A 24,936-nucleotide genomic window follows, 5' to 3' on the forward strand; every position below is an offset into this window, starting at 1 on the left:
GAAGGGTCTCGTGAAGGCCCTTCGAGGCTCGCTGCCGCTCGCTCCTCACGGAAACTGTGGGGCGGTCACGGGCACAGGCGGGCGGTCTCCCAGCCTCCCTCGACCGCGGTGAAAACCACCCGGTCGTGGAGGCGGGAGGGCCGCCCCTGCCAGAACTCGATCTCCTCCGGCACCACCACCAGCCCGCCCCAGTTGGGCGGGCATGGCACGTCCTGGCCCTCGAAGCGCCGCTCTGCCTCGGTCACCTTGGCCTCTAGTTCCCCGCGCGAGGCGATCCGCGCGCTCTGCCGCGACGCCCACGCCGCCACCTGCGACCCGCGCGGGCGCATCGCGAAGTACTCCTCCGAGACCGCCGTCGACGTCCGGCGCACGGTGCCGTCGATCCGCACCTGTCGGTGGAGTTCGGGCCAGTGGAAGTGCAGGCAGGCGCGGGCGTTGTCGTCGAGGTCCCGCCCCTTGGCGGAGTCGTAGTTGGTGAAGAACATGAACCCGGCCGTGTCCCAGCCCTTCAGCAGCACCACGCGTGTGCGCGGCTGCCACGTCCCGTCCGGGGTGGGGTGCGCGGTGGACAACGTCATTGCCGCCGCCTCGAACAGCTTGCCGGCGTCCTGGGCGTCGGTGGCGTCGTCCATCCAGTCGGCGAAGAGGTCGAACGGGTCGGCGGTGCGGCCGTCGTCGAGGGTCGTGGAGTCGTAGTTAATCCGTCGGTTCCGGAGGTCGTGCACGCTCATGGCTCCAGTCTGCTCCCCACCTCCCGGATTCCGGGGAGGCGGGGTGGCGTTCCGTGGATTCCCGGTGGGGAGGGCCTAGCCTTCCTCGGGTGAACCGCTACTCCCAAGACGTGCTGCGCCCCGGCTGGCAGAAGGCGCACCTCAAGCAGACCCGTGACGTCCCCGTCGAGAAGGACATCGTCGTCGAGTTCGACGACTTCGTGGGGGCCGTCGTCGGTTGGGAGAACGGCATCGTCGTCCTCGAGGACCGCAAGGGCAAGCGGCGCAGCTTCCCGTTCGGTCCCGGTTTCCTGCTGGAGGGCCAGCCCGTGGCGCTGCGGCCCCCGTTGCGCAAGGCCGCGAGCAAGCCGAAGTACACCGCTTCCGGGTCGCGCGCCTCGGCCACGCCGGAGCCGGCCCGCACGGCCCTGCCCAGCCGCATCTATGTCGAGGGCCGCCACGACGCCGAACTGGTGGAGAAGGTCTGGGGCGACGACCTGCGCCACGTCGGTGTCGTCGTCGAGTTCCTCGGCGGCATCGATGACCTGCCCGACGTCGTGGCCCAGTTCCGGCCCGAGCCGGGGCGACGCCTCGGGGTGCTGGTGGACCACCTGGTTCCCGGTAGCAAGGAGTCCCGGATCGTCGCCCAGGTCCACAAGGCCGGGTTCCGCGACGTGGTGCTCGTGGAGGGCCACGAGTACATCGACGTCTGGAACGCGGTGCGGCCGGCCCGCGTCGGCCTCAAGAAATGGCCGGAGATCCCGCGCGACGTCGACTTCAAGAAGGGCACGCTGAAGGCGCTCGGGCTCCCGCACGCGGACCAGAAGGACATCGCACGCGGCTGGCAGGCAATCCTGGCCCGAGTGGAGTCCTGGCGAGACCTGGAGCCCCGCTTCAACACCTTGGTGGAGAAGCTGATCGACTTCGTGACACAGGACCACGTCGGCCCCTGAGGGTGGCATCGTTGGGAGCCCGACCGGAAGGACTTTCCCAGATGACCGACCTCGGACAGGAGAAGACCGAACTCCTGGACATGCTGGACCTGCGCCGAAACTTCCTGCTGAGGACCGTCGAGGGCCTCACCGACGAGCAGGCCTCCGCCACCCCAACCGTGTCCACGCTCCGGCTCGCGGGCCTCGTAAAGCACGTCACCGCCAACGAGGCCGGGTGGGTGGACTTCATGCGGCACGGACCGGCCGCCAAGGCCGACGAGGACTGGGGCTCGCTGGACTGGGAGGCAATCTCGGCCGGCACCCAGGAGATGCCAGAGTGGCTCGCCGCCCAGGAGGCGCAGTGGAGCCTCGCCGTGGGCGAGACCCTCGCTGACCTGGTGGCGGGCCTCAACGAGCAGGCGGCCCACACCCGCGTCGTGGTCACCGACGTGGACCTGGACCACAAGCACGACCTGCCCGAGGCGCCCTGGTTCGAGCCGGGAGCGCAGTGGTCGAACCGTGAGGTGCTGCTCCACCTGATCGGCGAGACCGCCCAGCACGCCGGCCACGCCGACATCATCCGGGAGACCATCGACGGCCAGAGAACCATGGGCTGAGCGCTGGATGCCAGCCGCGGGTGCGCGGCGCTAGGGTTGCCACATGGATACCGCTGCCGTCCTCGAACTGATGCAGGAGACCGCTGCGGAGGTGATCAACCCCCGCTTCCGCGCGCTGGCCGACGGCGACGTCGAGACCAAGAGCCACGCCAGTGACTTCGTCACCGTCGCCGACAGGGAGGCGGAGGTCATGCTCACCGAGCGGCTCCGGGCCGCCAACCCGGACGCCGTGGTGGTGGGGGAGGAGGCGATCTTCGCCGAACCGGACCTGCGCGAGAAGCTCAACAACGCCGACCACGCGTTCATCATCGACCCCATCGACGGCACCGCCAACTTCGTCCGCGGCAAGGACGAGCACGGGATCATCATCGCCGAGACCAAGGGTGGCGTGACCACCCGCGGCTGGATCTGGCAGCCGCAGACCGGCCGCGCCTACGTCGCCGAGCGCGGTGCGGGCGTGCGGCTGAACGGCGAAGTTATCGTCCCCGACAAGCCGGAGCGGCTGCCGCAGGGCGCCACCTCCAAGGACGCCCTCCAGGGCTACGACGGCGGCGGCAAGCTCAGCCCCACCATCCACACGAAGTTCGCCTGCTGCTTCGACTACCCGGCAGCCCTGCACGGCGAGTACGACTTCATCTACTACACCAGCCTGATGCCGTGGGACCACCTCGCGGGTGCGCTGATGCTGACGGAGAACGGCGGCGTCAGCCGGACCATGGACGGCCTGGCCTACACCGTGCTCTCACGCAGCAAGGGACTGCTGGTGGCCAACGACATCCTCGTGTGGCTGACCGCCCAGCAGAACTGGAAGCGCTGAGTCACACCCCCATGATGGGCAGCTGGGTGCGGGGCTTGATGCCCTTGGCCTCCAGCTCCGCGTAGATCAGGGGCAGCGCGACGGCCATGGTCTCCGCGCTGAAGGGCCACTCCGCCTCAGTGGCCGCGTCCTCGAGTTTCACACCCTGCTGGATCAGCGCCTCGGTGGTCCCGTAGAGCATCCCCACCTCGGCGCGCTGGATGAACCCGAAGTTGCGTTCGACGACCTCGCCGTGGCCGGGCACGAAGCGGGTGCCCTCCCGGGACGCGCCGAGCACGCCGTCGAGGGCGGTGGGCCAGTTGCTGATGTTGGAGGTCTCGTCGAACTGCGGGTCCTGTCCCTCCTCGAGCATGTCCCCGACGAAGGTGATGTCGTCGTCCGGGACCAGCACGAACGCGTCGGCGCCGGTGTGGCCGCCGCCGAAGTGGACCACCTCGACACGCCGTCCCCCGAGGTCGACGGCCTTCGCGATGGAGAACGTGTCACTGGGGCGGGGGAGCTCGGCCAGGCCGAGCTCCGAGGCCTTGGCCGCCGTCTCGGCGGAGGGCTCGGTGTCGGTCAGGTTCTCGTGCGCGATGCTCACCAGGTCCGGCATCCCGGTGATCCCGAACCAGTGGTCCCAGTGGTTGTGGGTGACCACCACATTGGTCACGGGCACACCGGCGCGGGCATTAGCGGCTGCCAGGAGTGCTGCTCCCTGCTCGGCGGAGGAACCGGAGTCCACCAGCAGGGCCCGCTCCTCACCCACCACCAGCCCGATGTTCACGGAGGCCGGCTCCAGGGTGGTGAGCAGGACGTTGGGGGTGAGTTCACGCCAGGTGATGGTGTCGCTGTCAGGCATGCCCGCCAGCTTATGCCCTCCGTGATTCGCCCCTCCTGCGCAACCACAACTACACTGGCACTCGCATGCCGTGAGTGCCAGAATCGATCCCGGAGGTGAACATGCTCGACGACCGCAAGCTGTCGGTGTTGCGTGCCATCATCACCGACTACGTGGACCGCCGCGAGCCGGTCGGGTCGAAGGCACTGGTGGACCGCCACCGGCTGGACGTCTCGTCGGCCACCGTCCGCAACGACATGGCCGTGCTGGAGGAGGAGGGCTACATCACCCAGCCCCACACCAGCGCGGGGCGCATCCCGACGGACAAGGGCTACCGCCTGTTCGTCGACAAGCTCGCCAGCGTGAAGCCGCTCTCGGCGGCCGAGCGGCGGGCCATCTCGACGTTCCTGTCGGGCGCCCTCGACACCGACGACCTGGTCACCCGCACCGTGCGGCTGCTCGCGCAGCTGACCCGGCAGGTGGCAATCGTGCAGTACCCGGTGGCACAGCGCGCCGTGGTGCGGCACTTCGAACTCGTCCCGTTGACCACGGACCGGCTGCTCGTGCTGGTGGTGAACTCGACCGGGAAGGTGGACCAGACCGTCGTCGAGTTCCCCGTCCCCGACGAGCGCATCCTCGCCCCCATCCGCGCCAAGCTGCTCGAGGCCGTGGTGGGGCGCACCGCACCGGACGCAGCGCAGGCCCTCGGCAAGGTGCTCGACGAGTTCCCGCCCGTGGACCGTGCGCTGGCCGCACCCGTCGTGGCCACCCTCCTCGAACTCCTGGGACCGGACCACGCGGCACACGTCGTCGTGGCAGGGGTGCCCAACCTGGCGTCCTTCGACTCCGGGTTCCACAGCAATTTCCGCCCGCTGCTGGAGGCCCTCGAGGAGCAGGTGGTGCTGCTGCGGCTGCTCGACGAGGCCGCCGGTGACGACGTCACCATCCGCATCGGCCAGGAGAACCGGGCAGCCGGCTTCGAGTCCACCTCGCTGGTGGCATCCGGCTACGGATCAGAGGGGGACCTCGCGGCGAGCCTCGGTATCGTCGGTCCCACCCGCATGGACTACCCATCAACCATCGCATCCGTCCGCGCCGTCGCGCGGTACGTGAGCCGATTCCTGACGGAAGGCTGAACCCACCCGAATGAGCAAGGACTACTACGGCATCCTCGGCGTCGAGCAGGAAGCGACGGCCGAGCAGATCAAGAAGGCCTACCGCCGGCAGGCGATGAAGGTCCATCCCGACGTCGCCCAGGGCGACGACGCCGCTGACAAGTTCAAGGAACTCAACGAGGCCTACGAGGTGCTCAGCGACCCGAACAAGCGGGCCGTGTTCGACCGCGGCGGGGACCCGATGTCCAACCAGGGCGCCGGCTTCTCCGGGTTCGGCGGCGGCTTCGCCGGCGGGTTCGACTTCTCCAACCTCGTCGACGCCATGTTCGGCGCCCAGGGCACCCGCGGCCCGCGCTCCAGGGTCCGGCACGGCCAGGACGCGCTCATCCGCGTCAGGCTGCAACTGCACGAGGCCGTGTTCGGCGTCACCAAGTCCATCAAGGTGGACACCGCCGTCGTCTGCCCCAAGTGCCAGGGCCGTGGCGGCGAGCCCGGCTCCGAGCCCGTGACCTGTGTCACCTGCGACGGCGCCGGCGAGGTCTCGCAGATCCAGCGCAGCTTCATCGGCGACATCCGCACCGCGCAGCCGTGCCCAACCTGCCGCGGCTACGGCACCACCATCCCGCGCCCCTGCGGCGAGTGCTCCGGCGAGGGCCGCGTCCGCTCCGCCCGCAACATCTCCGTGCGCATCCCCGCCGGCGTCTCCACCGGCATCCGCATCCACCTGGAGAGCCAGGGCGAGGTGGGGCCCGGTGGCGGCCCCGCGGGTGACCTCTACGTCGAGGTGCAGGTGGCCGAGCACGAGACCTTCCGCCGCGACGGCGACAACCTCGAGATGGTCGTGAAGCTGCCGATGACAGCCGCGGCGCTCGGCACCACCGTCGACGTCACCACCCTCGAGGCGGAGTGGGAGAACTCCGACGAGGCCGACCGCAAGGTGGCCGTCGAGGTCCCCGCCGGGACCCAGTCCGGCACGCGGATCGCCATCAAGGGCCGCGGCGTCCCGAAGCTGCGCGGCGGTGGCCGCGGCGACCTCGGCATCACCTTCCTGGTCCAGACCCCCACGAAGCTCGACGAGCGCCAGCGCGAACTGCTGCGCGAGTTCGCCGACGTCCGCCACGAACGCCTCGACGAGGTGGAGGCCCACAGCGGCGGCAAGGGCGTCCTGGGGTGGCTGCGCGAGGCCTTCAAGTGAGCCTTCCCCTGTTCCTGGCCGAACTGGCCGGCGTCGTCGTCGGTGGCACGGCCACGGTGACGGGGGACGAGGCGCGCCACGCCGTGGCGGTCAAACGCATCCGGGTGGGGGAGCGGGTCCTGCTCTCCGACGGCGCCGGCCGCACCGCCACCGGTGAGGTGGTGGAGGCGGGCAAGCAGGAACTCGTGGTCCGGGTGGAGAGCCTCGAGGACACCCCTGCGCCGGAGCTCGAGGTGGTGGCGGTGCAGGCGCTCGCCAAGGGTGACCGCTCCGAGCTGGCCGTCGAGATGCTCACCGAGGTGGGTGTCACGCGGATCCTCGCCTGGCAGGCGTCGCGATCGATCGTGCGTTGGCAGGGGGAGCGCGCGGCGAAGTCGCTGGCCAAGTGGCAGTCCACCGCACGCGAGGCCATGAAGCAGTCGCGCCGCAGCTTCCTGCCGCAGGTCACGGCGGCCACCACCAAGGACGTCGCCGCACTGGTGTCAGAGGTGGACCTCGCGCTGGTCCTGCACGAGGAAGCCACGGGACACATCTCCGACGTCGCCCTCCCGGATCGTGGCCGGGTCGCGATCATCGTCGGGCCCGAGGGCGGCATCTCGCCCGAGGAACTCCAGACCTTCCGCAACGCCGGTGCGCAACTGGTGCTCATCTCCGACGGTGTGCTGCGCACCTCCACCGCGGGTGCCGTCGCCGTCGGGCAGGTCGAGGCGCTGGCCAGGGTGGCACGATGAGCTTCGGGTTCGAGATCAACAGCCGTCTCGACGGGCACGGCAGGACCGGCACCATCACCACGCCCCACGGCAAGATCGAGACGCCGGCCTTCATCGTCGTCGGCACCAAGGCCACGGTGAAGGGAATGCTGCCCGAGCAACTCACGGAACTGGGCGCGCAGGCGGTCCTCGCCAACGCCTACCACCTCTACCTGCAGCCCGGCCCGGACATCGTCGACGAGGCCGGCGGCTTCGGCGCTTTCATGAACTGGCACGGCCCCACCTTCACGGACTCCGGCGGCTTCCAGGTGATGAGCCTGGGCTCCGGCTTCAAGAAGGTGCTCGCCATGGACACCGCCGGGCTGGCGAACGACGACGTGGTGGCCGAGGGCAAGTCTCGGTTGGCCCATGTCGACGACGACGGGGTCACCTTCCACTCCCACCTCAACGGCGACAAGCACCGCTTCACCCCCGAGGTGTCCATGGGCATCCAGCACCAGCTGGGCGCCGACGTCATGTTCGCCTTCGACGAGCTGACCACCCTCATGAACACCCGCGCCTACCAGGAACTCTCCGTGGAGCGCACCCATGCCTGGGCCATCCGCTGCCTGCGCGAGCACGCCCGCCTGACCCGCGAGCGGGCGGACAAGCCGTACCAGGCGCTGTTCGGGGTGGTGCAGGGGGCCCAGTACGAGGACCTGCGCCGCCGCGCAGCCCGTGGACTGGCCGAGCTGGAGGTGGACGGTCAGGCCTTCGACGGCTACGGCCTGGGCGGTGCGCTGGAGAAGCAGAACCTGGGCACCATCATCGGGTGGATGGCAGACGAACTGCCCGAGGACAAGCCGCGGCACCTGCTGGGGATCTCGGAGCCCGACGACCTGTTCGCGGCCGTCGCCGCCGGCGCGGACACCTTCGACTGCGTCAACCCCTCCCGGGTGGCACGCAATGCCGCCATCTACACCGCCGACGGCCGCTACAACGTCAACACCGCGCGCTCCCGCAGGGCCTTCGCGCCGTTGGAGGAGGGCTGCGACTGCTACACCTGCGCCCACTACACCCGCGCCTACCTGCACCACCTGTTCAAGGCCAAGGAGATCCTGGCCTCCACGCTGGCCACCATCCACAACGAGCGCTTCACGGTCAGGCTCGTCGACGACATCCGCGCGGCCATGCGCGCGGGGGACTTCGAGGCGTTCAGGACCGAGTTCCTGGGCCGGTTCTACGCCTCCCGCACGGTGGGCTGATCGGCCGCTGGTGACCAGCGCTCGCGAGAAATCGGTTTCGATGCACTGGAGTGCAGGGGGACCGGCGTGTCGAGTGGCCCTGTCACCACCGCCCCGAGTGCCTTCCGCACCCCGACCCCCACGGAGTCGGTACCTGTCCTAGTCTGGAAGCGACTCTAGGAGGGCAGCCACATGGACAAGCGTCGGGTACTGATCACTGGGGCGACGGGCAACATCGGCTCCGAACTGGCAGTGCGGCTCAGGGACGACTACGACTTGGTGCAGCAGGGCCGCGAACCCAACAACGAGCGGCAGGAGCGGGAGCTGCGGATCGCGGACCTGACCGACTACGACGACTGGCCGCCTCTCATGGAGGGCGTGGACACGGTGGTCCACCTGGCGGGGGCCGCGTCGCCCGAGTCGGAGTGGGACACGGTGCTGGCGGCCAACATCGTCGGCATGCGCAACGTCCTCGAGGCGGCACGGCTGGCCGGGGTGCGTCGGATCGTCTACGCCTCGTCCAACCACGCGATGGGGATGTACGACAGGCACGAGCAGTGGCCCGTCTACCCCCACCACCTGCCCCGCGGTGACTCTTTCTACGGGGTCTCGAAGGGCTTCGGAGAACTACTCGGGCGGTACTACCACGACGAGTACGGGCTGGACTTCATCGCGCTGCGCATCGGCTGGGTTACCGAAGACCCACTAGCTGCCGACGAGGACGTGCTGCGCGCCATGTGGCTCAGCGTCGACGACATGGAGCAGGTGGTGCGCCGGGCCATCGAGGCCGAGATCCGCTTCGGCTTGTTCTACGCGATCTCCGACAACCCGAACCGCCGCTGGGACCTGACCAACACGCTCCTCGAACTCGGCTACCGGCCCAAGGACTCCTGGACGGACCTGCCCGGAGCGGAGGAGGACGTGGTCGAGGGCGGTGCCGAGGTCCGCAACACCTGGCCCGAGGGATCCTGAGTGCTGCGCTCGGTCCGGGAGCTGCTGCCCGGTGCCAATGACTACGCAGAACTGCCGCGCTCCTGGCGCGTGGACGTCTTCGCCGGCGTGACCGTCGGCATCGTCGCGCTCCCGCTGGCGCTCGCCTTCGGCGTCTCCTCGGGGGTGGGTGCCGCCGCGGGGCTGGTCACGGCCGTCGTGGCCGGCATCGTCGCCGCGGTCTTCGGCGGCAGCCACGTCCAGGTCTCCGGACCAACGGGCGCGATGGTGGTGGTGCTCGCCCCTATCGTCGCCACGCACGGGGTCGGGAGCGTGGCGCTGCTCAGTCTGATGGCGGGCATCATCGTGTTCGCCCTCGGGATCACCAAGCTCGGCCGGGCCGTGGCCTTCATCCCGTGGCCGGTGGTGGAGGGGTTCACCCTCGGCATCGGCGTCATCATCTTCCTGCAACAGGTGCCGTTGGCACTCGCCGCCGAGGGGGTCGAGGGCCTCAACGCCGTGGTGGCCGCCTGGCTGTCGGTGTCCGGGGCCGAACTCACGGGGCTGGGGCTCGCGCTCGTCCTGATCCTGCTCGTCGTGGCCGTGCAACTGCTGGTGCCGCGGATCCACAAGGCCCTCCCCGCAAGCCTAGTCGGCGTGATCCTGGCGACTGTGGTGGTGGAGGCCCTCGGCCTCGACGTTCCCCGCATCGGGGCACTGCCGCAGTCGCTGGCGCCGCCGTCGATGCCCGAGGTGTCCGTGGACCTGGTCACCCAACTCGTCGGCCCGGCCGTCGCCGTCGCCCTGCTGGCCGCCATCGAGTCGCTGCTCTCGGCCCGCGTGGCTTCCGGGCTGCGTGGCCCCGAGGGCACCACCACCGGGCCGTACCACCCGGACCGCGAGCTGGTGGGGCAGGGCCTGGCTTCCGTGGCGGCCGGCCTGTTCGGGGGGATGCCCGCCACCGGGGCCATCGCCCGGACCGCGGTGAACGTGCGCAGCGGCGGACGCACCCGGGTTTCCGTCGTCGTCCACTCGCTGGTCCTGCTGTTGGTGGTCTACGTCGGTTCCGGCCTGGTCTCGCGCATCCCGATCGCCGCGCTCGCCGGCGTCCTGATGGTCACCGCAGCCCGGATGGTGTTCACCTCGACTGCCAAGGTGGTGCTGCGCTCCTCTCGCTCCAGTGCCGCGCTGTTCACCATCACCGCCTTCGTGACGGTGGCCTTCGACCTGATCGAGGCCATCCAGATCGGCGTGATCGCCGCCGCCTTCTTCGCCCTGCGGGCGGTTGCGAAGATGTCCGGTGCGACGCGCGAGCAACTCCCGGGCAAGCGGCTCGACGGCGACTCCCGCATCGCCCTGTTCCGGCTGGAGGGCTCGATGTTCTTCGGCGCCTCCGAACGCATCATGACCGAGATCTCGGCCGTCAAGGGGGTGGAGGTGGTGATCCTGCGGATGAGTCACCTCGACCTGCTGGACGCCACCGGCGCCCACACGCTGGTGGAGACCATCGACGACCTCGAGAGCCGAGGCGTCACCGTCCTCATAAAGGGTGTCCGCTCCGTGCACACCCAACTGGTGGAGCGGGTGGGCGTGGTCAAGGCGCTGCGCCACCACAAGCACCAGTTCGACGAGTTGGAACCGGCCATCGAGCACGCCCGCAGCCACGTCTGCCGCAACGCCGAGGCCCGCGCCCGCGCCGCCGGGCAGGAGTGAACAGAACCGCTCGGGCACTACGCTGGCGCGCATGTCAGCTGCGCCGGGATGGTACCCGGATCCCCAGGACCCGAGCCGTGCCAGGTACTGGGACGGTGCGTCCTGGGGTGCGCCGGCGGACCCGCCCGCAGGCGGGGGCGGCACCGGACGGGGCCGCTGGTGGGTGCTCGTGGCCGCCGTCGTGGCCGTGGCGCTGGCAGCCGCCCTGATCGTTCCGCGCCTGCTCGACGGCGGTGGCGGTGCCCGGCCGGACCCCGAACCCACCGGCCCCCGCCCCACGGAGAGCCAGTGGGACGAGCTGCCGGTGACCGAGTCACCTACCCCCACGCCGGACGAGTCACCCTCCACCGGCGAGGAGGTGGAGTGCCCGGCCGGGCAGCCCGACGCGCGGACCTCCGTGTCGGACTCCCAGTGGCTCCGGGGCGGCGGGATCGCCCTCCCCATGCCAGGTGCGCCGGGCTGGGAACGCGCGTCCACGAGGAATCTGACCTGGGGACACGACGTCGATGGCATCCAGAGCAACGGGACCTTCTGGTACAACCCCATCATGGTCGGCCAACTGCGGGCCGAGGACGGGTTCACCGATCCGAGGCAAGCGGCTCGCGTGTCCCTCGACTGCCAGGCATCTCCCATGTACTACGCCGGTGACGCGCCCGGACTCGAGGTTCTCGTCGACGAGGCCGTCGAACTCGACGGCGCGCAGGGCTGGCACGTCCAGGGACTCGTCAGCACCGACACCCTCACGGACAGGGTCGACGTGTTCGTCTTCGACGACGGCCAGGGCAACTTCGCAACCGTGCAGGCCACCGTGAAGCACGACGAGGCGGACCGGGTGGCGCAGGTGGACGAGATGCTCGCGGGGATGCGACTCGACCGCTAGTCCTGCACCGCCCGCGGGATAATCTGCACCTCATGTCAGCTCAGCCCGGTTGGTACCCGGACCCGCAGGATCCCGGCCGCGTGCGCTACTGGGACGGCCACGCTTGGGCCGCCGCTCAGGGCGGCGCAGCCGGAGGAGGTGGCCGTCCAGGACGTGGCAACTGCTGGTGGGTGCTGCTCGTGGTGGCGTTGGTCGTCGTGCTGGCGCTGGTGCTCCTGGTGCCCCGGCTGCTGGGCGGCGACGACGTGGCTGAGCCTGACCCGGACCCCACGGGCCCGCGCCCCACCGAGAGCCAGTGGGACGAACTGCCCGTCACGGAGTCCCCGACGCCCACCCCGAGCGATTCGCCGTCGTCGGGCGAGGAGGTGCTGTGCCCGCGCGGGGAGCCCGAGGTCCGTACCTCGGTCTCCGATGCCGGTTGGATCCGGGGTGGTGGGCTCGCGTTCCCGCATCCGGGCGACGGCTGGGACACCACGTCGATGTCGGTCAACATCCCGTGGGCGCACGACGCCGACGGCCTGCGCAGCAGCGGCGACGCCTGGTACAACGTGGTCATCGTTGCCGAACTGCACGAGACCGAGGGGTTCACCGATCCGAAGGCCTCGGCCCACACCGTCTTCGACTGCCAGGCCTCCGAGGCGTACTACACGTCGGTGGAGCAGGTCGAGGTGCTGCTGGACGAGCCCATCGAGGTGGACGGCCTGCAGGGCTGGTACGTGCAGGGGCGGATCCATTCGAGCTCGGGACTGGTCGACCGGGTGGACGTGGTCGTCCTCGACGACGGCGACCGGCTCCCCACGTTCCATGGCGTCGTGAACTCCGAGGAGGCGCCGCGCGTGGCCGACGTGGAGGAGGTGTTGGCGGCGCTGCGGTACGAGGGGTGAGCCGCCCCGCACCGCCGCCGGTGTTCGCGCAGTAGGCTCCAGACGTGACCGACGCATTCGCAGGAATCTCCACCATCTGGGTGGTGATCGGCGTCGGCTGGCTCGTCGCGCACCTGCGACTGGCCGACCACAAGGGGCGCAAGCTGATGGCGCTGTTGGCGTTCAACGTCGGCTCCCCGGCCCTGCTGTTCGTGCTGGTGGCGCGCGCGTCGCTGGACCACGTGTTCTCCATGACCGTCGTCGTCTCCGCCATCGCAGTGGCTGCCACGGGTGCCCTGTACCTGGTGCTGGCGCGGCTGCTGGTGAAGCCGAAGCTGGGCGAGGCGGTCACGGGGTTCGTCGCCAGTTCCTACACCAACGCGGCCAACTTCGGCCTGCCCGTCGCGATCGCGCTGCTGGGCGACGCCACTTGGATGGCGCCCATCCTGCTGATGCAGGTGGCGGTGATCATGCCCATCTGGTTGGCGCTGCTGGACGTCGCGGGTGCCCGGGCGACGGGGGCCCGGCTCGGTCTGGTTCGTTACCTGACGCTGCCGCTGCGCAACCCCATCACCATCGCCATCCTCGCCGGGCTGCTGGTCAACCTGTTGGAGTTGCGGATCCCGGACCCGGTCTGGGGGCCCATCGAGATGGTTGGCGGCATCGCCGTCCCGCTGATGCTGATGGCCTTCGGGGTGTCACTGAGGCTGGACCCGCTTCCCGGTGGGGGCCCGCACAGCGGCCACTCCTGGCTGACGGTGGCGCTGAAGGTGGTGGCGCACCCGCTCCTGGCGTGGTTGGTGGGGCGGATGTTCGGGCTGAGCGGTCCGGAGCTCTACGCCGTCGTGGTGCTCGGTGCGTTGCCGGCGGCGCAGAACGTGCACGTGGTTGCCACCCGCTACAACGAGAGCGAGTTGCTGGCCCGGGACTCGGTGTTCTGGTCCACGATCCTGTCGGTGGGCTCCCTGCTGGCGATCGCCGCCCTGCTCGGCCCGGGCTGACCCGGCTCAGGCGGCCGGCCGGTAGGTGGGTTCGTGCTGCTTGACCAGCTTGACCACCCGGTAGGTCACCGGCAGCATGATCACCTCGACGAGCACCTTGTAGACGTAGCCGACGATGATGTAGTTGCCGAGCGTCCCCAACCCGACGACGCCGCCGAACGCCACGACGCAGAAGATGACGGTGTCGGCCGCCTCGCCGACGAGGGTGGAGCCCAGCAGGCGCGCCCACAGCGAGCCCTCCTTGGAACGCTCCTTCAAGCGCACCAGCACGAAGGCGTTCAGGAACTGTCCCGCGAGATAGGCCAGTCCGCTGGCCAGCACGATCCGGGGAACGAAACCCAGGATGGTGGTGAACGCGTCCTGCCCGCCCCAGTCGGCCGCCGGTGGCGCCGCTCCCACCACCAGGAACACCACCGAGGCGAGGATCGAGACCGCGAAGCCGATCAGGATCGCACGCCTGGCCCCCTTCAGGCCGAAGACCTCCGCCAGCACGTCGCCGAGGATGTAGGTCAGGGGGAACAGGAAGGCACCACCGTCGGTGATGATCGGCAGCACCGGGAACCCGAACACCTCGACGTCGGGGCCGAACTGGATCAGCTTGGTGGCCGCCACGTTGGAGATCAGCAGGAATGCGCAGAACAGCGCGACGATGACGTCGTAGTTGCCTGCCGGGCGGTGTGCGAAATGGGAATCGGTGGGGTTTGTCACCGCTCAACCATAGGGGTGGCAAGATTGGTTCATGGAAGCCACCGACGATTTCATGACAGAGCAGGTACCGGACGAGTCCGAGCAGCTGGACCAGCTGCAGGAGGGGGACTCGCTCGTCAACCGTGGAGTGGCCGACGTCCTCGACGAGGGGTACACCACCCCGGAGGGCTGGTCACCGGCGCAGCGCTACGGCAACACGGCAGAAGAGATGCGCCAGGGTGAGACGATCGAGCAGCGGGTCAGGCAGGAGGTGCCTGAACCCGACCCTGACAAGCAGTCCGACGGTGAACGCTGGAACAAGGACGGTGACAAGCGCCAGGTGGGCGGCGAGCGTGCAGGCCGCCTGATGGGGGTGCAGGGGCCCGGCGGGCGCCAGCACACCCTGGGCGTCGACGTCGGCTACTCCGGCGGGGCGGCCAGCGCCGAGGAGGCTGCGATGCACGTCATCTCCGACGAGGACGAGGACCAGCTCGACTGATCACCCCGGTACGTCCGGGGCTTGGCCTAGACTTGGCCCCGACGTGGGCGAACGGCGCCCGCTCGGAGACGAAGAAGGCACACCCTGACTCCCTCGAACGCACTGGAGACCCAGCCCGGCACCCGCGTGGTGCAGGTCCCGGCCTCCATCGACATGGTCAACCTGTTGGGTCCGCGGGACGACTTCCTGCGCATCCTCGAACGTGAACTCGGGGCCGAACTGCACGTCCGTGGCGGCCAGATCACGCTGAGCGGCTCGGCCGCCGACGTCGCCCATGCGGCCGACGTCCTGACCGAGCTGATCACCATCATCCGCACCGGGCAGGGCCTCACGGGCGAGGACGTCGAGCGCGTGGTGGGCATGTCCGGTGACCCCGACGCCAGCGCGAGCGAGATCCTGACCGCGGACATCGTGTCCTCGCGCGGGAAGACGGTACGCCCCAAGACGCTGAACCAGAAGCGCTACGTGGATGCCATCGACCAGCACACCGTCGTGTTCGGCATCGGCCCCGCCGGTACCGGCAAGACCTACCTGGCCATGGCCAAGGCCGTGCAGGCGCTCCAGGCCAAGCAGGTCAGCCGCATCATCCTCACGCGTCCCGCGATCGAGGCGGGGGAGCGGCTCGGCTTCCTGCCGGGCACCCTCAACGACAAGATCGACCCGTACGTACGGCCCCTCTACGACGCGCTGCACGACATGGTGGACCCGGAGGCGGTGCCGAAACTGCTGACGTCGGGCACGGTCGAGGTGGCGCCGCTGGCCTACATGCGCGGCCGTACCCTCAACGACGCGTTCATCATCCTCGACGAGGCGCAGAACACCTCCAGCGAACAGATGAAGATGTTCCTCACCCGTCTGGGTTTCGGCTCCAAGGTGGTGGTGACCGGCGACGTGACGCAGGTGGACCTCCCCGGTGGCGTGCGCAGCGGCCTGCGGCAGGTGCAGGGCATCCTCGACGGCGTCGACGACATCGCGTTCTGCACGCTGACCTCCCGCGACGTGGTGCGGCACCGGCTGGTGGGCCGGATCGTGGCCGCCTACGACCAGTTCGACTCCCTCAACAACACCCAGCCCGAGCACAGGTCGAGGACCAGATGATCGACATCAACAACGAGTCCGGGGTGGCCGCCGACGAGCAGGGCCTGGTGGCCCTGGCGGGGTTCGCCCTCGAGAAGCTGCGCATCCACCCGCAGGCGGAACTGTCCATCCTGCTGGTGGACGAGGAGACGATGACCGGCTACCACGAGCGGTTCATGGACCTGCCCGGTCCCACCGACGTGATGAGCTTCCCGATGGACGAACTCCGCGCCCCGGCCGAGGACGAGGACCCGCCGATGGGGCTTCTCGGCGACATCGTGATCTGTCCGCAGGTGACCCGCGCGCAGGCGGCCGAGAACGGTCGCGAGCCCGACGCCGAGGCCGAGTACCTGCTCATCCACGGGTTGCTGCACCTGCTCGGCCACGACCACGCCGAACCCGAGGAGAAGGCCGTCATGTTCGGCCTGAACGACAAGATCATCGCCGCCTGGGCGATCGCCCGGGCCGAACGCTCCGGCTAGCCGCGCGGCCGGCTGTCGCCGCTGTTTGTTCCGAACCGGTCGTCGACGGGAGTTGCAGTGACACAGTCACAGTTGAGCCGCCGCCTGGGGTTGTGGGACGCGTTCTTCATCGGCGTCGCCTCGATGGTGGGCGCGGGCGTGTTCGCGGTGTTCGCCCCGGCAGCCGCGGCCGCCGGGGGAGCCCTCCTGATCGGGTTGGCCGTGGCAGGGTTCGTGGCGTGGTGCAACGCGACGTCGTCGGCCCAGCTGGCGGCCCAGTACCACGGGGCGGGTGGCACCTACCTGTACGGGCGGGAGGTCCTCGGGCCCTGGCCGGGCTACCTCGCCGGGTGGAGCTTCGTCATCGGCAAGACCGCCTCCTGCGCGGCGATGGCGATGGTGTTCGCCGCCTACTGGGTCCCCGCGGCGTGGCAGAAACCAGTCGCGGTCGGCCTCGTGTGGGTGCTGGTGGCCGTGAACTACTTCGGAGTGACCCGCACCGCCCAGGCGGCGAAGGTGCTGGTCCTGGTCGCCTTGGCAGGGCTGTTGGTTGCGCTGGGAAACGGCTGGGGCACGTTGGATCCCTCCGGTGCCGCCCTCGTCGTCGCCCCGGCGGGCGCGGGCGGATGGTACGGCGTCCTGCAGTCCGCCGGCCTGATGTTCTTCGCCTTCGCCGGCTACGCCCGGATCGCGACGATGGGGGAGGAGGTCCGAGACCCAGCCAGGACCATCCCGCGCGCCATCGTCGCCGCCCTGCTCGTGGTGCTGGCGCTCTACGCTGCGGTGGCGGTGAGCCTGCTGGTGCTGCTCGGCCCCGAGGCCCTCGCGGCCTCGGACGCGCCGCTGACCCTCCTTGTCGCCGACAGTCCCGTGGCCCGGATGGTGCTGGTGGTGGGAGCGGCGGCAGCCAGCGCCGGTGCCCTGCTGGGACTGCTCACCGGCATCGGGCGGACGTCGTTGGCGATGGCGCGCGAGGGGGACCTGCCCCGCTGGTTCGCCGTCACCCACGCGGTGCACAAGGTGCCCCACCGGGTGGAGTTGGTACTGGCGCTGGTGCTGACCGTGGTCATCGTCGTGGCGGACCTCCGAGGAGCCATCGGGTTCTCCTCCTTCGGTGTTCTCCTCTACTATTTCGTCGCCAACGTCTCGGCGCACCAACAGCGCCCTGACAAGCGGTTGCATCCGCGTTGGCTGCAGGCCACCGGTGCGGTGGCCTGCCTCGTCCTGGTGGTCACCCTGCCCTGGCAATCCGTCGTCGCAGGCCTGGCCGTGCTGGCCGTCGGGATACTCCTGCGAGGGGTCGCAGAGCGGTTTCGGAGGCGATCCGCGCAGAGCTGATGCGCGTTCGAGATCATCTGACGTCTGACGCTTGACGCTCCCGAAACAGGCCAACCATAGTTGCGGGAACTGCCCATGAAGGGCGGGGGAGACATGGAGGTCTGCATGCGTCGCACTGGGCGTTCGCCGAAAATACTGGTCCTACTGACAGCAATCGTCACAGCACTCACCCTGGCCGTGCCGTTCGGGCTGCCGAGCCTGGCCAAGGCGGCCGAGGTGGGCGTGTTCGTGCCCGCCGCCAACGGGGACATGAGAATCGAGACGCTCACTCCGGAGAAGGCCCTCTACGAGGTCGGCGACGTCGTGACCCTCACCTTCCGCATGGAGTCGAATGCCGCTGCTCCGGCCCGTGAGTTGGTGGCATCGTCGAACACCCTCGCCAACGCCGAGAACTGCACCTGGCGCTACGCCGACGGCAGGACGAATCCCCAGGTCCTGCCGGCGGGATCGGGAGGCAAGTTCAACTGCGCCATCTTCGGAGGCGAGGCGCTGACCTACACGGTCACCGCTGCGGACGCTGCAGCAGGCGTCGCCAACTTCGACCTCACCTGGACCGAGTACCCCGTCGACGAGGCGGGCGTGCGCACCGGTGACTCGGAAATCTCCACGATCACCGGCAGCCTGCCCGTTGTGCAGGCCGAGGAGCCGCTGACCGCCTACCCGATCGGCACCGGCGCGGACGGCTACGCCGTCGGGACCCTCGGCCAGATCCGCCTCAACCAGGTGGCCGACGCCAAGGAGATCTACGCGGAGGGCGACGTCCTCCAGCTCACCTACCGCTACGAGACGAACCTCGAGACCATGCCGAGAAGCACGCCCCGCTCGGTCACCATGACCTCCGAGACTGTTGACACGAACTCCACGGATGTCTGCACCGAGAACTTCGCCGGAGACGGCTGGCTGGCAGGCACCTGCATCGCGTCCTACACCATCACTGCGGCCGACGCCGCCGCGGGCAAGGCCACCATCACCACCTCATGGGCGCTGGCGCGCACCGGCGAGGGTGCCGTCTCCGAGACCATCGTCCACACCTCCGAGGTCCCGGTGACCGAGCCCGTCGTGGAGCCGAGCGAGGAGCCCACCGAGGAGCCGCTCACCATCTACCCGATCGGCGAGGCCGCCGAGGGGTTCGCCACGGGTGAGCTGGGCCAGATCCGGCTCAACAGCATCGCCAACGCCAAGGACGCCTACGTGGCCGGTGACGTGCTGAGCCTCGCCTACCGCTACGAGTCGTCCCGGGACCTCGCCACGAACGTCGAGCGTTCCGTCGCGATGACCTCGGAGACCGTGACCAGCAGCAACTGCACCACCAGCTACGACGGGCCCAACTGGTTCGCCGGCACCTGCAGCGGTTCCTACACCGTCACCGAGGCCGACGCGGCCGCGGGCACGGCCACCATCACCACGTCGTGGACCTTCACCGACGGTGGGGGCAACACCGAGACCCTCGTCCACTCCTCCGAGGTCCCCACCACCACCGAGGAGATCCCCACCGAGCCCCGTGAGGAGGGCGAGTGGGTCTCCCTGGCCACCTCCGGCCAGTGGGGCTTCTCCTGCCACCGCATCCCGGCTCTCACCCAGGCCGCCAACGGCGACATCCTGGCCGCATGGGACGGCCGCCCCGGCTGCGGTGACTCCCCGAACCCGAACTCGATCCTGCAGTCCATCTCCTCCGACGGCGGCCAGACCTGGTCCGACGCCGTCAACATCGCCTCCGGCAGCCAGGTGGCGCCCGTGCACGGCTACTCCGACCCGGCCTACGTGACCGACCAGGAGACCGGCAAGGTGTTCCTGTTCTTCGTGAAGTCCTTCGACCAGGGCTTCTTCGGCTCCAAGCTCGGAACCGATCCCGAGGATCGCCAGGTCCAGCACGCCGCAGTCATGGAGTCCAGCGACAACGGCAAGACCTGGAGCGAGCCCGAGGTCATCACGGCAGACATCACCAAGGACCCCGCCACCTGGCAGAGCCGGTTCGCGTCCTCCGGTGAGGGCATCCAGCTGCGCTACGGCGAGGCCAAGGGCCGCCTGATGCTGATGTACCCGCTGATGCTGTCCAACGGCACCATCCAGGCCTACACCGTCTACTCCGACGACCACGGGGACAGCTGGCAGGCCGGCACCCCCGTCGGCACCTCGATGGACGAGAACAAGGTGGTGGAGCTCTCCGACGGAACGCTGATGCTCAACACCCGCGACAACGCACGTCGCGGCTACCGTCGAGTGGCGCTGTCCACGGACCAGGGCATCACCTGGGGCCCCGTGTCCCAGGACCTCCAGCTCCCCGACCCGACCAACAACGCGTCCATCATCCGCGCCTACCCGGACGCGGAGCAGGGCTCGGACGAGGCCAAGATCCTGCTGTTCAGCAACGCCAACAGCCTCAACGGCCGCGTCAACGGCACCGTCCGCGTCTCCTACGACGACGGCCAGACCTGGGCGGCTTCCCGAGTGTTCGAGCCGGGCTACATGGCCTACTCGACGCTCACCCCGCTCGACGAGCCCGGCAAGTACGGCCTGCTCTACGAGGGCGACGGCAACAACATCCGCTACACCACGATCTCGCTCGACTGGGTGGATCCGCTGGGCGTCGCCGTCACCCCGGCGAGCAGCACGGCCCTGCACCGCGGGACCAACGAGCTCACCTTCTCCATCAGCAACCACGGCGACGCGGCCATCACGCTCAAGCCGGCCGTCACCGGGCCTGCCCACGTGACCGTGGACGAGCTCGCCGAGGTCACCGTCGAAGCCGGTGCGTCCGTCGACGTGACGGCCACCGTCACCGTCGCCGCGGGCACCGACCCGGGCAACGTCAACCTGCTGTTCGAGGTGACACAGGGCGAGGAGACCGTCTCGGCGGGCACCCCGTTCCCGGTCGTGCTCCGTGCGGGAGAGAACCCGAGCGAGCCGATCAGCGACAGCGAGGCGGTCAACACGGTTCCCGCCCAGGGTGGCGCCGCCATCGACCAGGCGTTCGACGACGACCAGGACACCATCTGGCACAGCCCGTGGGACGGCAGCATCACGCTGCCCCTGGACGTCGACATCGAACTTGGCGACGAGCCCGTGGCGACCACGTGGTTCCAGTACGTGCCCCGCCAGGTCGGCCACAACGGCCGGATCAACGGGTTCGAGATCTGGGCCGGCAACGACCTCGAGGCGCTGACCCTGGTGGAGGCCGGCAACTGGCCCAACACCTCCGACGTCCAGGCCGTATTCCTGGGTGGCGAGCACCGCTACGTCCGGGTCCGCGCCATGAGCACCTACGGTGACGTCGCAGACAAGTTCGTCTCGGCCGCGGAGTTCCGCGTCACCCAGGCCGTCCCGGACACCGAGATCCCCGAGGAGCAGGTGGCCCTGGAGCTCGTCAACGAGCTCCCCTCGCAGGCCACCTTCCCGGCGGCGAACATGTTCGACGGGAACACCGGCACCTACTTCCACAGCCCCTACACGGCGACGCAGGAGTTCCCCTACAACGTCGACCTGTCGCTCGGTGACGAGCCGGTCGCGCTCACGCGACTGGTGCTGACCCCGCAGCAGGGTGGTACCGGCGACGGCGCCAACAACGGCCGCCCCGGCCCGTACCGGATCCTGGCCGGCGACTCCCTCGACGACCTGACCGAGATCGCCTCGGGCACGTGGGAGGACACTGCCGCGGCCAAGACCGTCGAGCTGACCGGCGAGGCCCGCTTCGTCCGCGTCGAGCTGGGCGAGACCTACGGCAACCCGGCGGCCACCTTCGTGGCGATCGCGGAGATCGAGGTATTCGGCACGGAGGTCGTCGAGGCCCAGGACATGATCCTGCTCTCGATGGAGCGCACGGACGACAACGGCACCCCCGTCCAGGTGGGTCACGAGCTGACGTTCGACGTCAGCTACACCAACACCACCGGTGAAGCCGTGACGGCGTTCCCCCGTTCCAGCAACCTGGACGACGCGCTGCCGCCGACGGCCCCGAACTGCCGCTACGCCGCGCTGCCCGCGGGCCAGACGCACACCTGCACCACCGCCTTCCACGTGGTCACCGAGGCCGATCTCGAAGCAGGCAGCTTCACGCCTGAGATCGTCTTCGACGCCACCGCGGACCGCGACGGCAACCAGGTGCTGCAGGCCGGCCTCGTCGCCACGCTGCCCGCGATCGCCGTCGGCAGCGGGACCGAGCCCTCCGAGGACCCGAGCGAGGAGCCCAGCGTGGAGCCGAGCGCGACGGCCACCGTCACGGTGACCCCGACCGCCACGGCCACCGCAACCGTCACGGCGACCGCCACGGCCACTGCGACGGCATCGGCCACGGCCACCGTCACGGCGAGTGCCACGGCCACCGCGACGGCGACGGCGACCACCACGGCCACCGGCACCGTGGACCCGACGGTCACGCAGACCGTGACCGCCAAGCCGACGCAGCCGAGCCAGTCGGCCGAGCCGACGGCCGGTCCCGTGGACATCTACACCACGCCCGGCTACCACAAGGTCAACGGACGTGAGTGGTTCACCTCCTGCGAGCCCTACTCGCAGACGCAGCGCTGCCGCACCGACATCTGGGCCTCCCAGGTGAAGGTGGTCGACGGGACTGCGCAGTGGGTGCACGGCTGGGTGTTCAACAACCTCACCTACCTGCCCATCGCCCGCAGCGTCTGGGGCGACAACCCGCTGGCGCACAACGGGGCCTGGACCGCGACGGACGGGCGCAGGTGGACCACTGAGTGCGACAACGCCACCACCGGCCGCAACGGCTGCCGCAGCTACGTGTGGGCCCAGGTCTGGCAGCCCGTGAGCCCCGGCTCCAGCCAGTTCCAGCTGGTGAGCAAGTGGGTGCTGAACAACATGGTCCGCTTCTCCTGAGGCTGATCCCCCGTGAAGGGCTGCCCCGGTCGGATAGACTGGGGCAGCCTTTTAACCTTCAGCAGAGATGAGTTGATCACCCACCGTGACGCAGTCGGAGTGGACCACCCTGGCGGTCGCGCTGGTGAGTGCCCTGGTGGCCTCGGTGCTGGCGGCGGTGGAGACGGCCCTTTCCACGCTCTCGCGCGGGCGGGCGGACCGCATGGTGGAGGAGGACGTCCCCGGTGCGGGGCGCATCCAGCAGATCGCACAGGACCCGGCCCCCTCCATCAACGCCGTGATGTTCACGCGGATGCTCCTGGAGACCGTCACCGTCGTCCTCGTCGCCCTGGTGGTCTTCGACAACGTGGCGGGCCTGTGGCCGCGGCTGGGCCTGACCGCGGGCAGCATGCTGCTGGTCTCGTTCATCTTCTGGGGCGTGGCCCCCCGCACCATCGGACGGCAGCGGCCGGAGGGTGTGATGCGCGCCTTCGGACTGCCGGTCTCGGCGCTGACCACCGTGCTGGGTCCGCTCACCGCGCTACTCGTCCTGATCGGCAACGCACTCACGCCGGGCCGCGGCTTCGCGGACGGGCCCTTCGCGTCCGAGGCCGAGCTGCGCGAGTACGTCGACCTCGCGGAGGCCAACGACCTGATCGAGGCGGAGGAGTCGAAGATGATCCACTCCGTCTTCGAGCTCGGCGACACCCTGGTCAAGGAGGTGATGGTCCCGCGCCCGGACATGGTGTTCGTCCCCGTGGAGCGAACCCTGCGCCAACTGTTGTCGTTGTCGCTGCGCTCCGGCTTCTCCCGGATCCCGGTGGTGGGGGAGGGCGGCATCGACGACGTGCAGGGGATCGTCTACCTCAAGGACGTGATGCGGCGGGTCTACGACAACCCGGACGCGGAGCACAAGGAGAGCGTGGGGGAGCACATGCGCCCCGCCTCGTTCGTGCCCGACTCCAAGCCCGCGGCGGACCTGCTGCGGGAGATGCAGGTCACCCACTCCCACCTGGTGGTGGTCATCGACGAGTTCGGCGGGACCGCCGGCCTGGTCACCATGGAGGACATCGTCGAGGAGATCGTGGGCGAGATCGTCGACGAGTACGACGACGAGATCGACGCGGTGGTCTCGCTCGACGACGGGCGCTACCGGGTCTCGTCGCGGATGCCGCTGGACGAGTGCGGCGAACTGTTCGACAGGGAGTGGGACGACGAGGACGTCGAGACCGTCGGTGGGCTCATGGCGAAGCTGCTCAACCTCGTTCCCATCCCGGGATCGAAGGTGGTCCACGACGGGATCGAGATGGTGGCCGATCGTGCCGTCGGACGCCGACACCAGGTGGGGACGGTCCTGGTCCGGCGCCTCACGCAAGCAGAACTGGAGCCGCTCGACGGCACGGAGGAGACAACCGATGACTGAGAAAACCACGGGCTTCCGGTCCGGATTCGCCTGCTTCGTCGGCCGGCCGAACGCCGGCAAGTCGACGCTCACCAACGCCCTGGTGGGGCAGAAGATCGCCATCGCGTCGTCGAAGCCCCAGACCACCAGGCACGTGGTGCGCGGCATCATCACCCGACCCGACGGGCAGCTCGTCCTCATCGACACCCCCGGCCTCCACAAACCCCGCACGCTGCTTGGCGAGCGTCTCAACGACCTGGTCAAGGACACCTGGAGCGAGGTGGACGTCGTCGGCATCTGCCTGCCCTGCGACCAGCGCATCGGCCCCGGTGACACCTACATCGCCAAGCAGATCGCAGAGCTCGAGAACAAGCCCCGGATCATCGCCATCGCCACCAAGACCGACCTCGTGTCCAAGGACCGGGTGCTCTCACACCTGGTGGACATCGCCAAGCTCGGTGAGGAACTGGGGATCGACTGGGCCGCCGTGGTGCCCTGCTCGGCGGAGGTCGGCGACCAACTCGACGACGTGGAGGACGTCCTGCTGGACCTGCTGCCCGAAGGCCCCGCCTGGTACCCGGACGGCGAGATCACCGACGAACCCGAGGAGACCCTGATCGCGGAGCTGATCCGCGAGGCGGCGCTGGAGGGTGTGCGGGAAGAGTTGCCTCACTCCATCGCCGTGATGATCGACGAGATCCTCCCTCGGCCGGACCGCCCCGAGGACAAGCCCCTGCTGGACGTGTTCGCCACCATCGTGGTGGAGCGCGACTCCCAGAAGGGCATCGTCATCGGCCACCGCGGCTCCCGGCTGAAGGACATCGGGACGCAGGCCCGCCTCCAGATCAACCGCCTGCTGGGCACGCCCGTGCACCTGAAGCTGCACGTGAAGGTGCTCAAGGAGTGGCAGCGCGACCCGAAGTACCTCAACCGCCTCGGCTTCTGAGTGCGCGTCCAGTTCGCGCGTCGCGCTTGCCGTCGAGGTGCACCTGGGCCTAAAGTCGCATCCGTGGCACAGCATCTCCTGCTCCTTGGTTGCCGCAGCGGGGCCCGCTCCTGAATGGAAAAGCCAGCCCCCTCGCTGCGGAGTCTCGTCGTGCCTGGCGCCCACCCCTCCAGCTGAGGAGC

22 protein-coding genes are annotated in these 24,936 nt (G+C 69.4%); 19 read left to right on the top strand and 3 right to left on the bottom strand.

All coding sequences use genetic code 11. The features are described 5' to 3' along the window. Positions 1-65 precede the first annotated feature (65 nt). Positions 66-731: a pyridoxamine 5'-phosphate oxidase gene (gene pdxH / locus ACYU7G_RS14460; RefSeq protein WP_461109018.1), complete on the bottom strand. Its 666-nt coding sequence runs from the start codon at positions 729-731 to the stop codon at positions 66-68. Positions 732-820: 89 nt separating this feature from the next. Between pdxH and ACYU7G_RS14465 the strand changes: the two genes are divergently transcribed. From ACYU7G_RS14465 to ACYU7G_RS14475, 3 genes are read left to right on the top strand one after another with little or no spacing between them, the layout of a single operon-like run. Beyond that, positions 821-1,663, top strand: coding sequence for a DUF3097 domain-containing protein (locus tag ACYU7G_RS14465; protein ID WP_461109020.1), 843 nt, complete (start codon positions 821-823; stop codon positions 1,661-1,663). A gap of 41 nt (positions 1,664-1,704) precedes the next feature. Further along, positions 1,705-2,259: a DinB family protein gene (locus ACYU7G_RS14470; RefSeq protein ID WP_461109022.1), complete on the top strand. Its 555-nt coding sequence runs from the start codon at positions 1,705-1,707 to the stop codon at positions 2,257-2,259. A 43-nt stretch (positions 2,260-2,302) separates the two neighbouring features. Then, complete coding sequence (locus ACYU7G_RS14475; RefSeq protein WP_461109024.1) at positions 2,303-3,076, top strand: inositol monophosphatase family protein; 774 nt, start codon at positions 2,303-2,305, stop codon at positions 3,074-3,076. Position 3,077: 1 nt separating this feature from the next. On the opposite strand, the gene ACYU7G_RS14480 is transcribed toward ACYU7G_RS14475, so the two are convergent. Beyond that, on the bottom strand, positions 3,078-3,917 hold the full coding sequence (locus ACYU7G_RS14480; RefSeq protein WP_461109026.1) for an MBL fold metallo-hydrolase: 840 nt from the start codon (positions 3,915-3,917) through the stop codon (positions 3,078-3,080). A gap of 101 nt (positions 3,918-4,018) precedes the next feature. On the opposite strand from ACYU7G_RS14480, the gene hrcA reads away from it, so the two are divergent. The 9 genes from hrcA (at position 4,019) to ACYU7G_RS14525 (ending at position 13,526) form a co-directional block, all read left to right on the top strand. Next, positions 4,019-5,032 carry a heat-inducible transcriptional repressor HrcA gene (hrcA, locus tag ACYU7G_RS14485; protein WP_461109610.1) on the top strand — a complete coding sequence of 338 codons (1,014 nt, stop codon included), beginning with the start codon at positions 4,019-4,021 and terminating at the stop codon, positions 5,030-5,032. Positions 5,033-5,042: 10 nt separating this feature from the next. Beyond that, positions 5,043-6,206, top strand: a complete 1,164-nt coding sequence (gene dnaJ, locus ACYU7G_RS14490) for a molecular chaperone DnaJ (RefSeq protein ID WP_461109028.1) — start codon at positions 5,043-5,045, stop codon at positions 6,204-6,206. Further along, on the top strand, positions 6,203-6,937 hold the full coding sequence (locus ACYU7G_RS14495) for a 16S rRNA (uracil(1498)-N(3))-methyltransferase (protein WP_461109030.1): 735 nt from the start codon (positions 6,203-6,205) through the stop codon (positions 6,935-6,937). Before dnaJ ends, ACYU7G_RS14495 begins: the two co-directional genes overlap by 4 nt. Beyond that, the gene (gene tgt / locus ACYU7G_RS14500; RefSeq protein ID WP_461109032.1) at positions 6,934-8,160 is read left to right on the top strand and encodes a tRNA guanosine(34) transglycosylase Tgt; all 1,227 of its coding nucleotides are present in this window, start codon (positions 6,934-6,936) and stop codon (positions 8,158-8,160) included. Before ACYU7G_RS14495 ends, tgt begins: the two co-directional genes overlap by 4 nt. A gap of 171 nt (positions 8,161-8,331) precedes the next feature. Continuing rightward, a complete protein-coding gene (locus tag ACYU7G_RS14505; RefSeq protein ID WP_461109034.1) occupies positions 8,332-9,111 on the top strand; it encodes an NAD-dependent epimerase/dehydratase family protein in 780 nt (259 codons plus the stop codon). After that, positions 9,112-10,782: a SulP family inorganic anion transporter gene (locus ACYU7G_RS14510; protein ID WP_461109036.1), complete on the top strand. Its 1,671-nt coding sequence runs from the start codon at positions 9,112-9,114 to the stop codon at positions 10,780-10,782. It abuts the gene before it with no gap. Between the two features lie 31 nt (positions 10,783-10,813). Continuing rightward, positions 10,814-11,662: a DUF2510 domain-containing protein gene (locus ACYU7G_RS14515; protein WP_461109038.1), complete on the top strand. Its 849-nt coding sequence runs from the start codon at positions 10,814-10,816 to the stop codon at positions 11,660-11,662. A gap of 32 nt (positions 11,663-11,694) precedes the next feature. Next, a complete protein-coding gene (locus ACYU7G_RS14520) occupies positions 11,695-12,546 on the top strand; it encodes a DUF2510 domain-containing protein (protein ID WP_461109040.1) in 852 nt (283 codons plus the stop codon). A gap of 44 nt (positions 12,547-12,590) precedes the next feature. Then, positions 12,591-13,526: an AEC family transporter gene (locus ACYU7G_RS14525; protein WP_461109042.1), complete on the top strand. Its 936-nt coding sequence runs from the start codon at positions 12,591-12,593 to the stop codon at positions 13,524-13,526. 6 nt (positions 13,527-13,532) lie between these two features. Here ACYU7G_RS14525 and ACYU7G_RS14530 read toward each other — a convergent pair whose 3' ends face one another. Then, on the bottom strand, positions 13,533-14,234 hold the full coding sequence (locus tag ACYU7G_RS14530; RefSeq protein WP_461109044.1) for a queuosine precursor transporter: 702 nt from the start codon (positions 14,232-14,234) through the stop codon (positions 13,533-13,535). A gap of 31 nt (positions 14,235-14,265) precedes the next feature. On the opposite strand from ACYU7G_RS14530, the gene ACYU7G_RS14535 reads away from it, so the two are divergent. From ACYU7G_RS14535 to era, 7 genes are all read left to right on the top strand, one after another. Next, complete coding sequence (locus tag ACYU7G_RS14535; RefSeq protein ID WP_461109046.1) at positions 14,266-14,712, top strand: DUF5709 domain-containing protein; 447 nt, start codon at positions 14,266-14,268, stop codon at positions 14,710-14,712. Between the two features lie 153 nt (positions 14,713-14,865). Next, complete coding sequence (locus tag ACYU7G_RS14540; protein ID WP_461109612.1) at positions 14,866-15,810, top strand: PhoH family protein; 945 nt, start codon at positions 14,866-14,868, stop codon at positions 15,808-15,810. Continuing rightward, on the top strand, positions 15,807-16,271 hold the full coding sequence (gene ybeY, locus ACYU7G_RS14545) for an rRNA maturation RNase YbeY (protein ID WP_461109048.1): 465 nt from the start codon (positions 15,807-15,809) through the stop codon (positions 16,269-16,271). Before ACYU7G_RS14540 ends, ybeY begins: the two co-directional genes overlap by 4 nt. Positions 16,272-16,328: 57 nt before the next feature. Beyond that, on the top strand, positions 16,329-17,588 hold the full coding sequence (locus ACYU7G_RS14550; protein ID WP_461109050.1) for an APC family permease: 1,260 nt from the start codon (positions 16,329-16,331) through the stop codon (positions 17,586-17,588). Between the two features lie 105 nt (positions 17,589-17,693). Further along, complete coding sequence (locus ACYU7G_RS14555) at positions 17,694-22,427, top strand: exo-alpha-sialidase (protein ID WP_461109052.1); 4,734 nt, start codon at positions 17,694-17,696, stop codon at positions 22,425-22,427. An 85-nt stretch (positions 22,428-22,512) separates the two neighbouring features. After that, a complete protein-coding gene (locus tag ACYU7G_RS14560) occupies positions 22,513-23,829 on the top strand; it encodes a hemolysin family protein (protein ID WP_461109054.1) in 1,317 nt (438 codons plus the stop codon). Next, positions 23,822-24,754, top strand: coding sequence for a GTPase Era (era, locus tag ACYU7G_RS14565; RefSeq protein ID WP_461109056.1), 933 nt, complete (start codon positions 23,822-23,824; stop codon positions 24,752-24,754). The genes ACYU7G_RS14560 and era overlap by 8 nt, the downstream gene beginning before the upstream one ends. Positions 24,755-24,936: the final 182 nt, after the last annotated feature.

Source organism: Tessaracoccus terricola (assembly GCF_054776555.1).

Coding starts and splice junctions, on each gene's coding strand:
- pdxH (WP_461109018.1), bottom strand. CDS start 731: ATGAGCGTGCACGACCTCCGGAACCGACGGATTAACTACGACTCCACG.
- ACYU7G_RS14470 (WP_461109022.1), top strand. CDS start 1,705: ATGACCGACCTCGGACAGGAGAAGACCGAACTCCTGGACATGCTGGAC.
- ACYU7G_RS14475 (WP_461109024.1), top strand. CDS start 2,303: ATGGATACCGCTGCCGTCCTCGAACTGATGCAGGAGACCGCTGCGGAG.
- ACYU7G_RS14480 (WP_461109026.1), bottom strand. CDS start 3,917: ATGCCTGACAGCGACACCATCACCTGGCGTGAACTCACCCCCAACGTC.
- hrcA (WP_461109610.1), top strand. CDS start 4,019: ATGCTCGACGACCGCAAGCTGTCGGTGTTGCGTGCCATCATCACCGAC.
- dnaJ (WP_461109028.1), top strand. CDS start 5,043: ATGAGCAAGGACTACTACGGCATCCTCGGCGTCGAGCAGGAAGCGACG.
- tgt (WP_461109032.1), top strand. CDS start 6,934: ATGAGCTTCGGGTTCGAGATCAACAGCCGTCTCGACGGGCACGGCAGG.
- ACYU7G_RS14505 (WP_461109034.1), top strand. CDS start 8,332: ATGGACAAGCGTCGGGTACTGATCACTGGGGCGACGGGCAACATCGGC.
- ACYU7G_RS14515 (WP_461109038.1), top strand. CDS start 10,814: ATGTCAGCTGCGCCGGGATGGTACCCGGATCCCCAGGACCCGAGCCGT.
- ACYU7G_RS14520 (WP_461109040.1), top strand. CDS start 11,695: ATGTCAGCTCAGCCCGGTTGGTACCCGGACCCGCAGGATCCCGGCCGC.
- ACYU7G_RS14535 (WP_461109046.1), top strand. CDS start 14,266: ATGGAAGCCACCGACGATTTCATGACAGAGCAGGTACCGGACGAGTCC.
- ACYU7G_RS14540 (WP_461109612.1), top strand. CDS start 14,866: ATGGTCAACCTGTTGGGTCCGCGGGACGACTTCCTGCGCATCCTCGAA.
- ybeY (WP_461109048.1), top strand. CDS start 15,807: ATGATCGACATCAACAACGAGTCCGGGGTGGCCGCCGACGAGCAGGGC.
- ACYU7G_RS14555 (WP_461109052.1), top strand. CDS start 17,694: ATGCGTCGCACTGGGCGTTCGCCGAAAATACTGGTCCTACTGACAGCA.
- era (WP_461109056.1), top strand. CDS start 23,822: ATGACTGAGAAAACCACGGGCTTCCGGTCCGGATTCGCCTGCTTCGTC.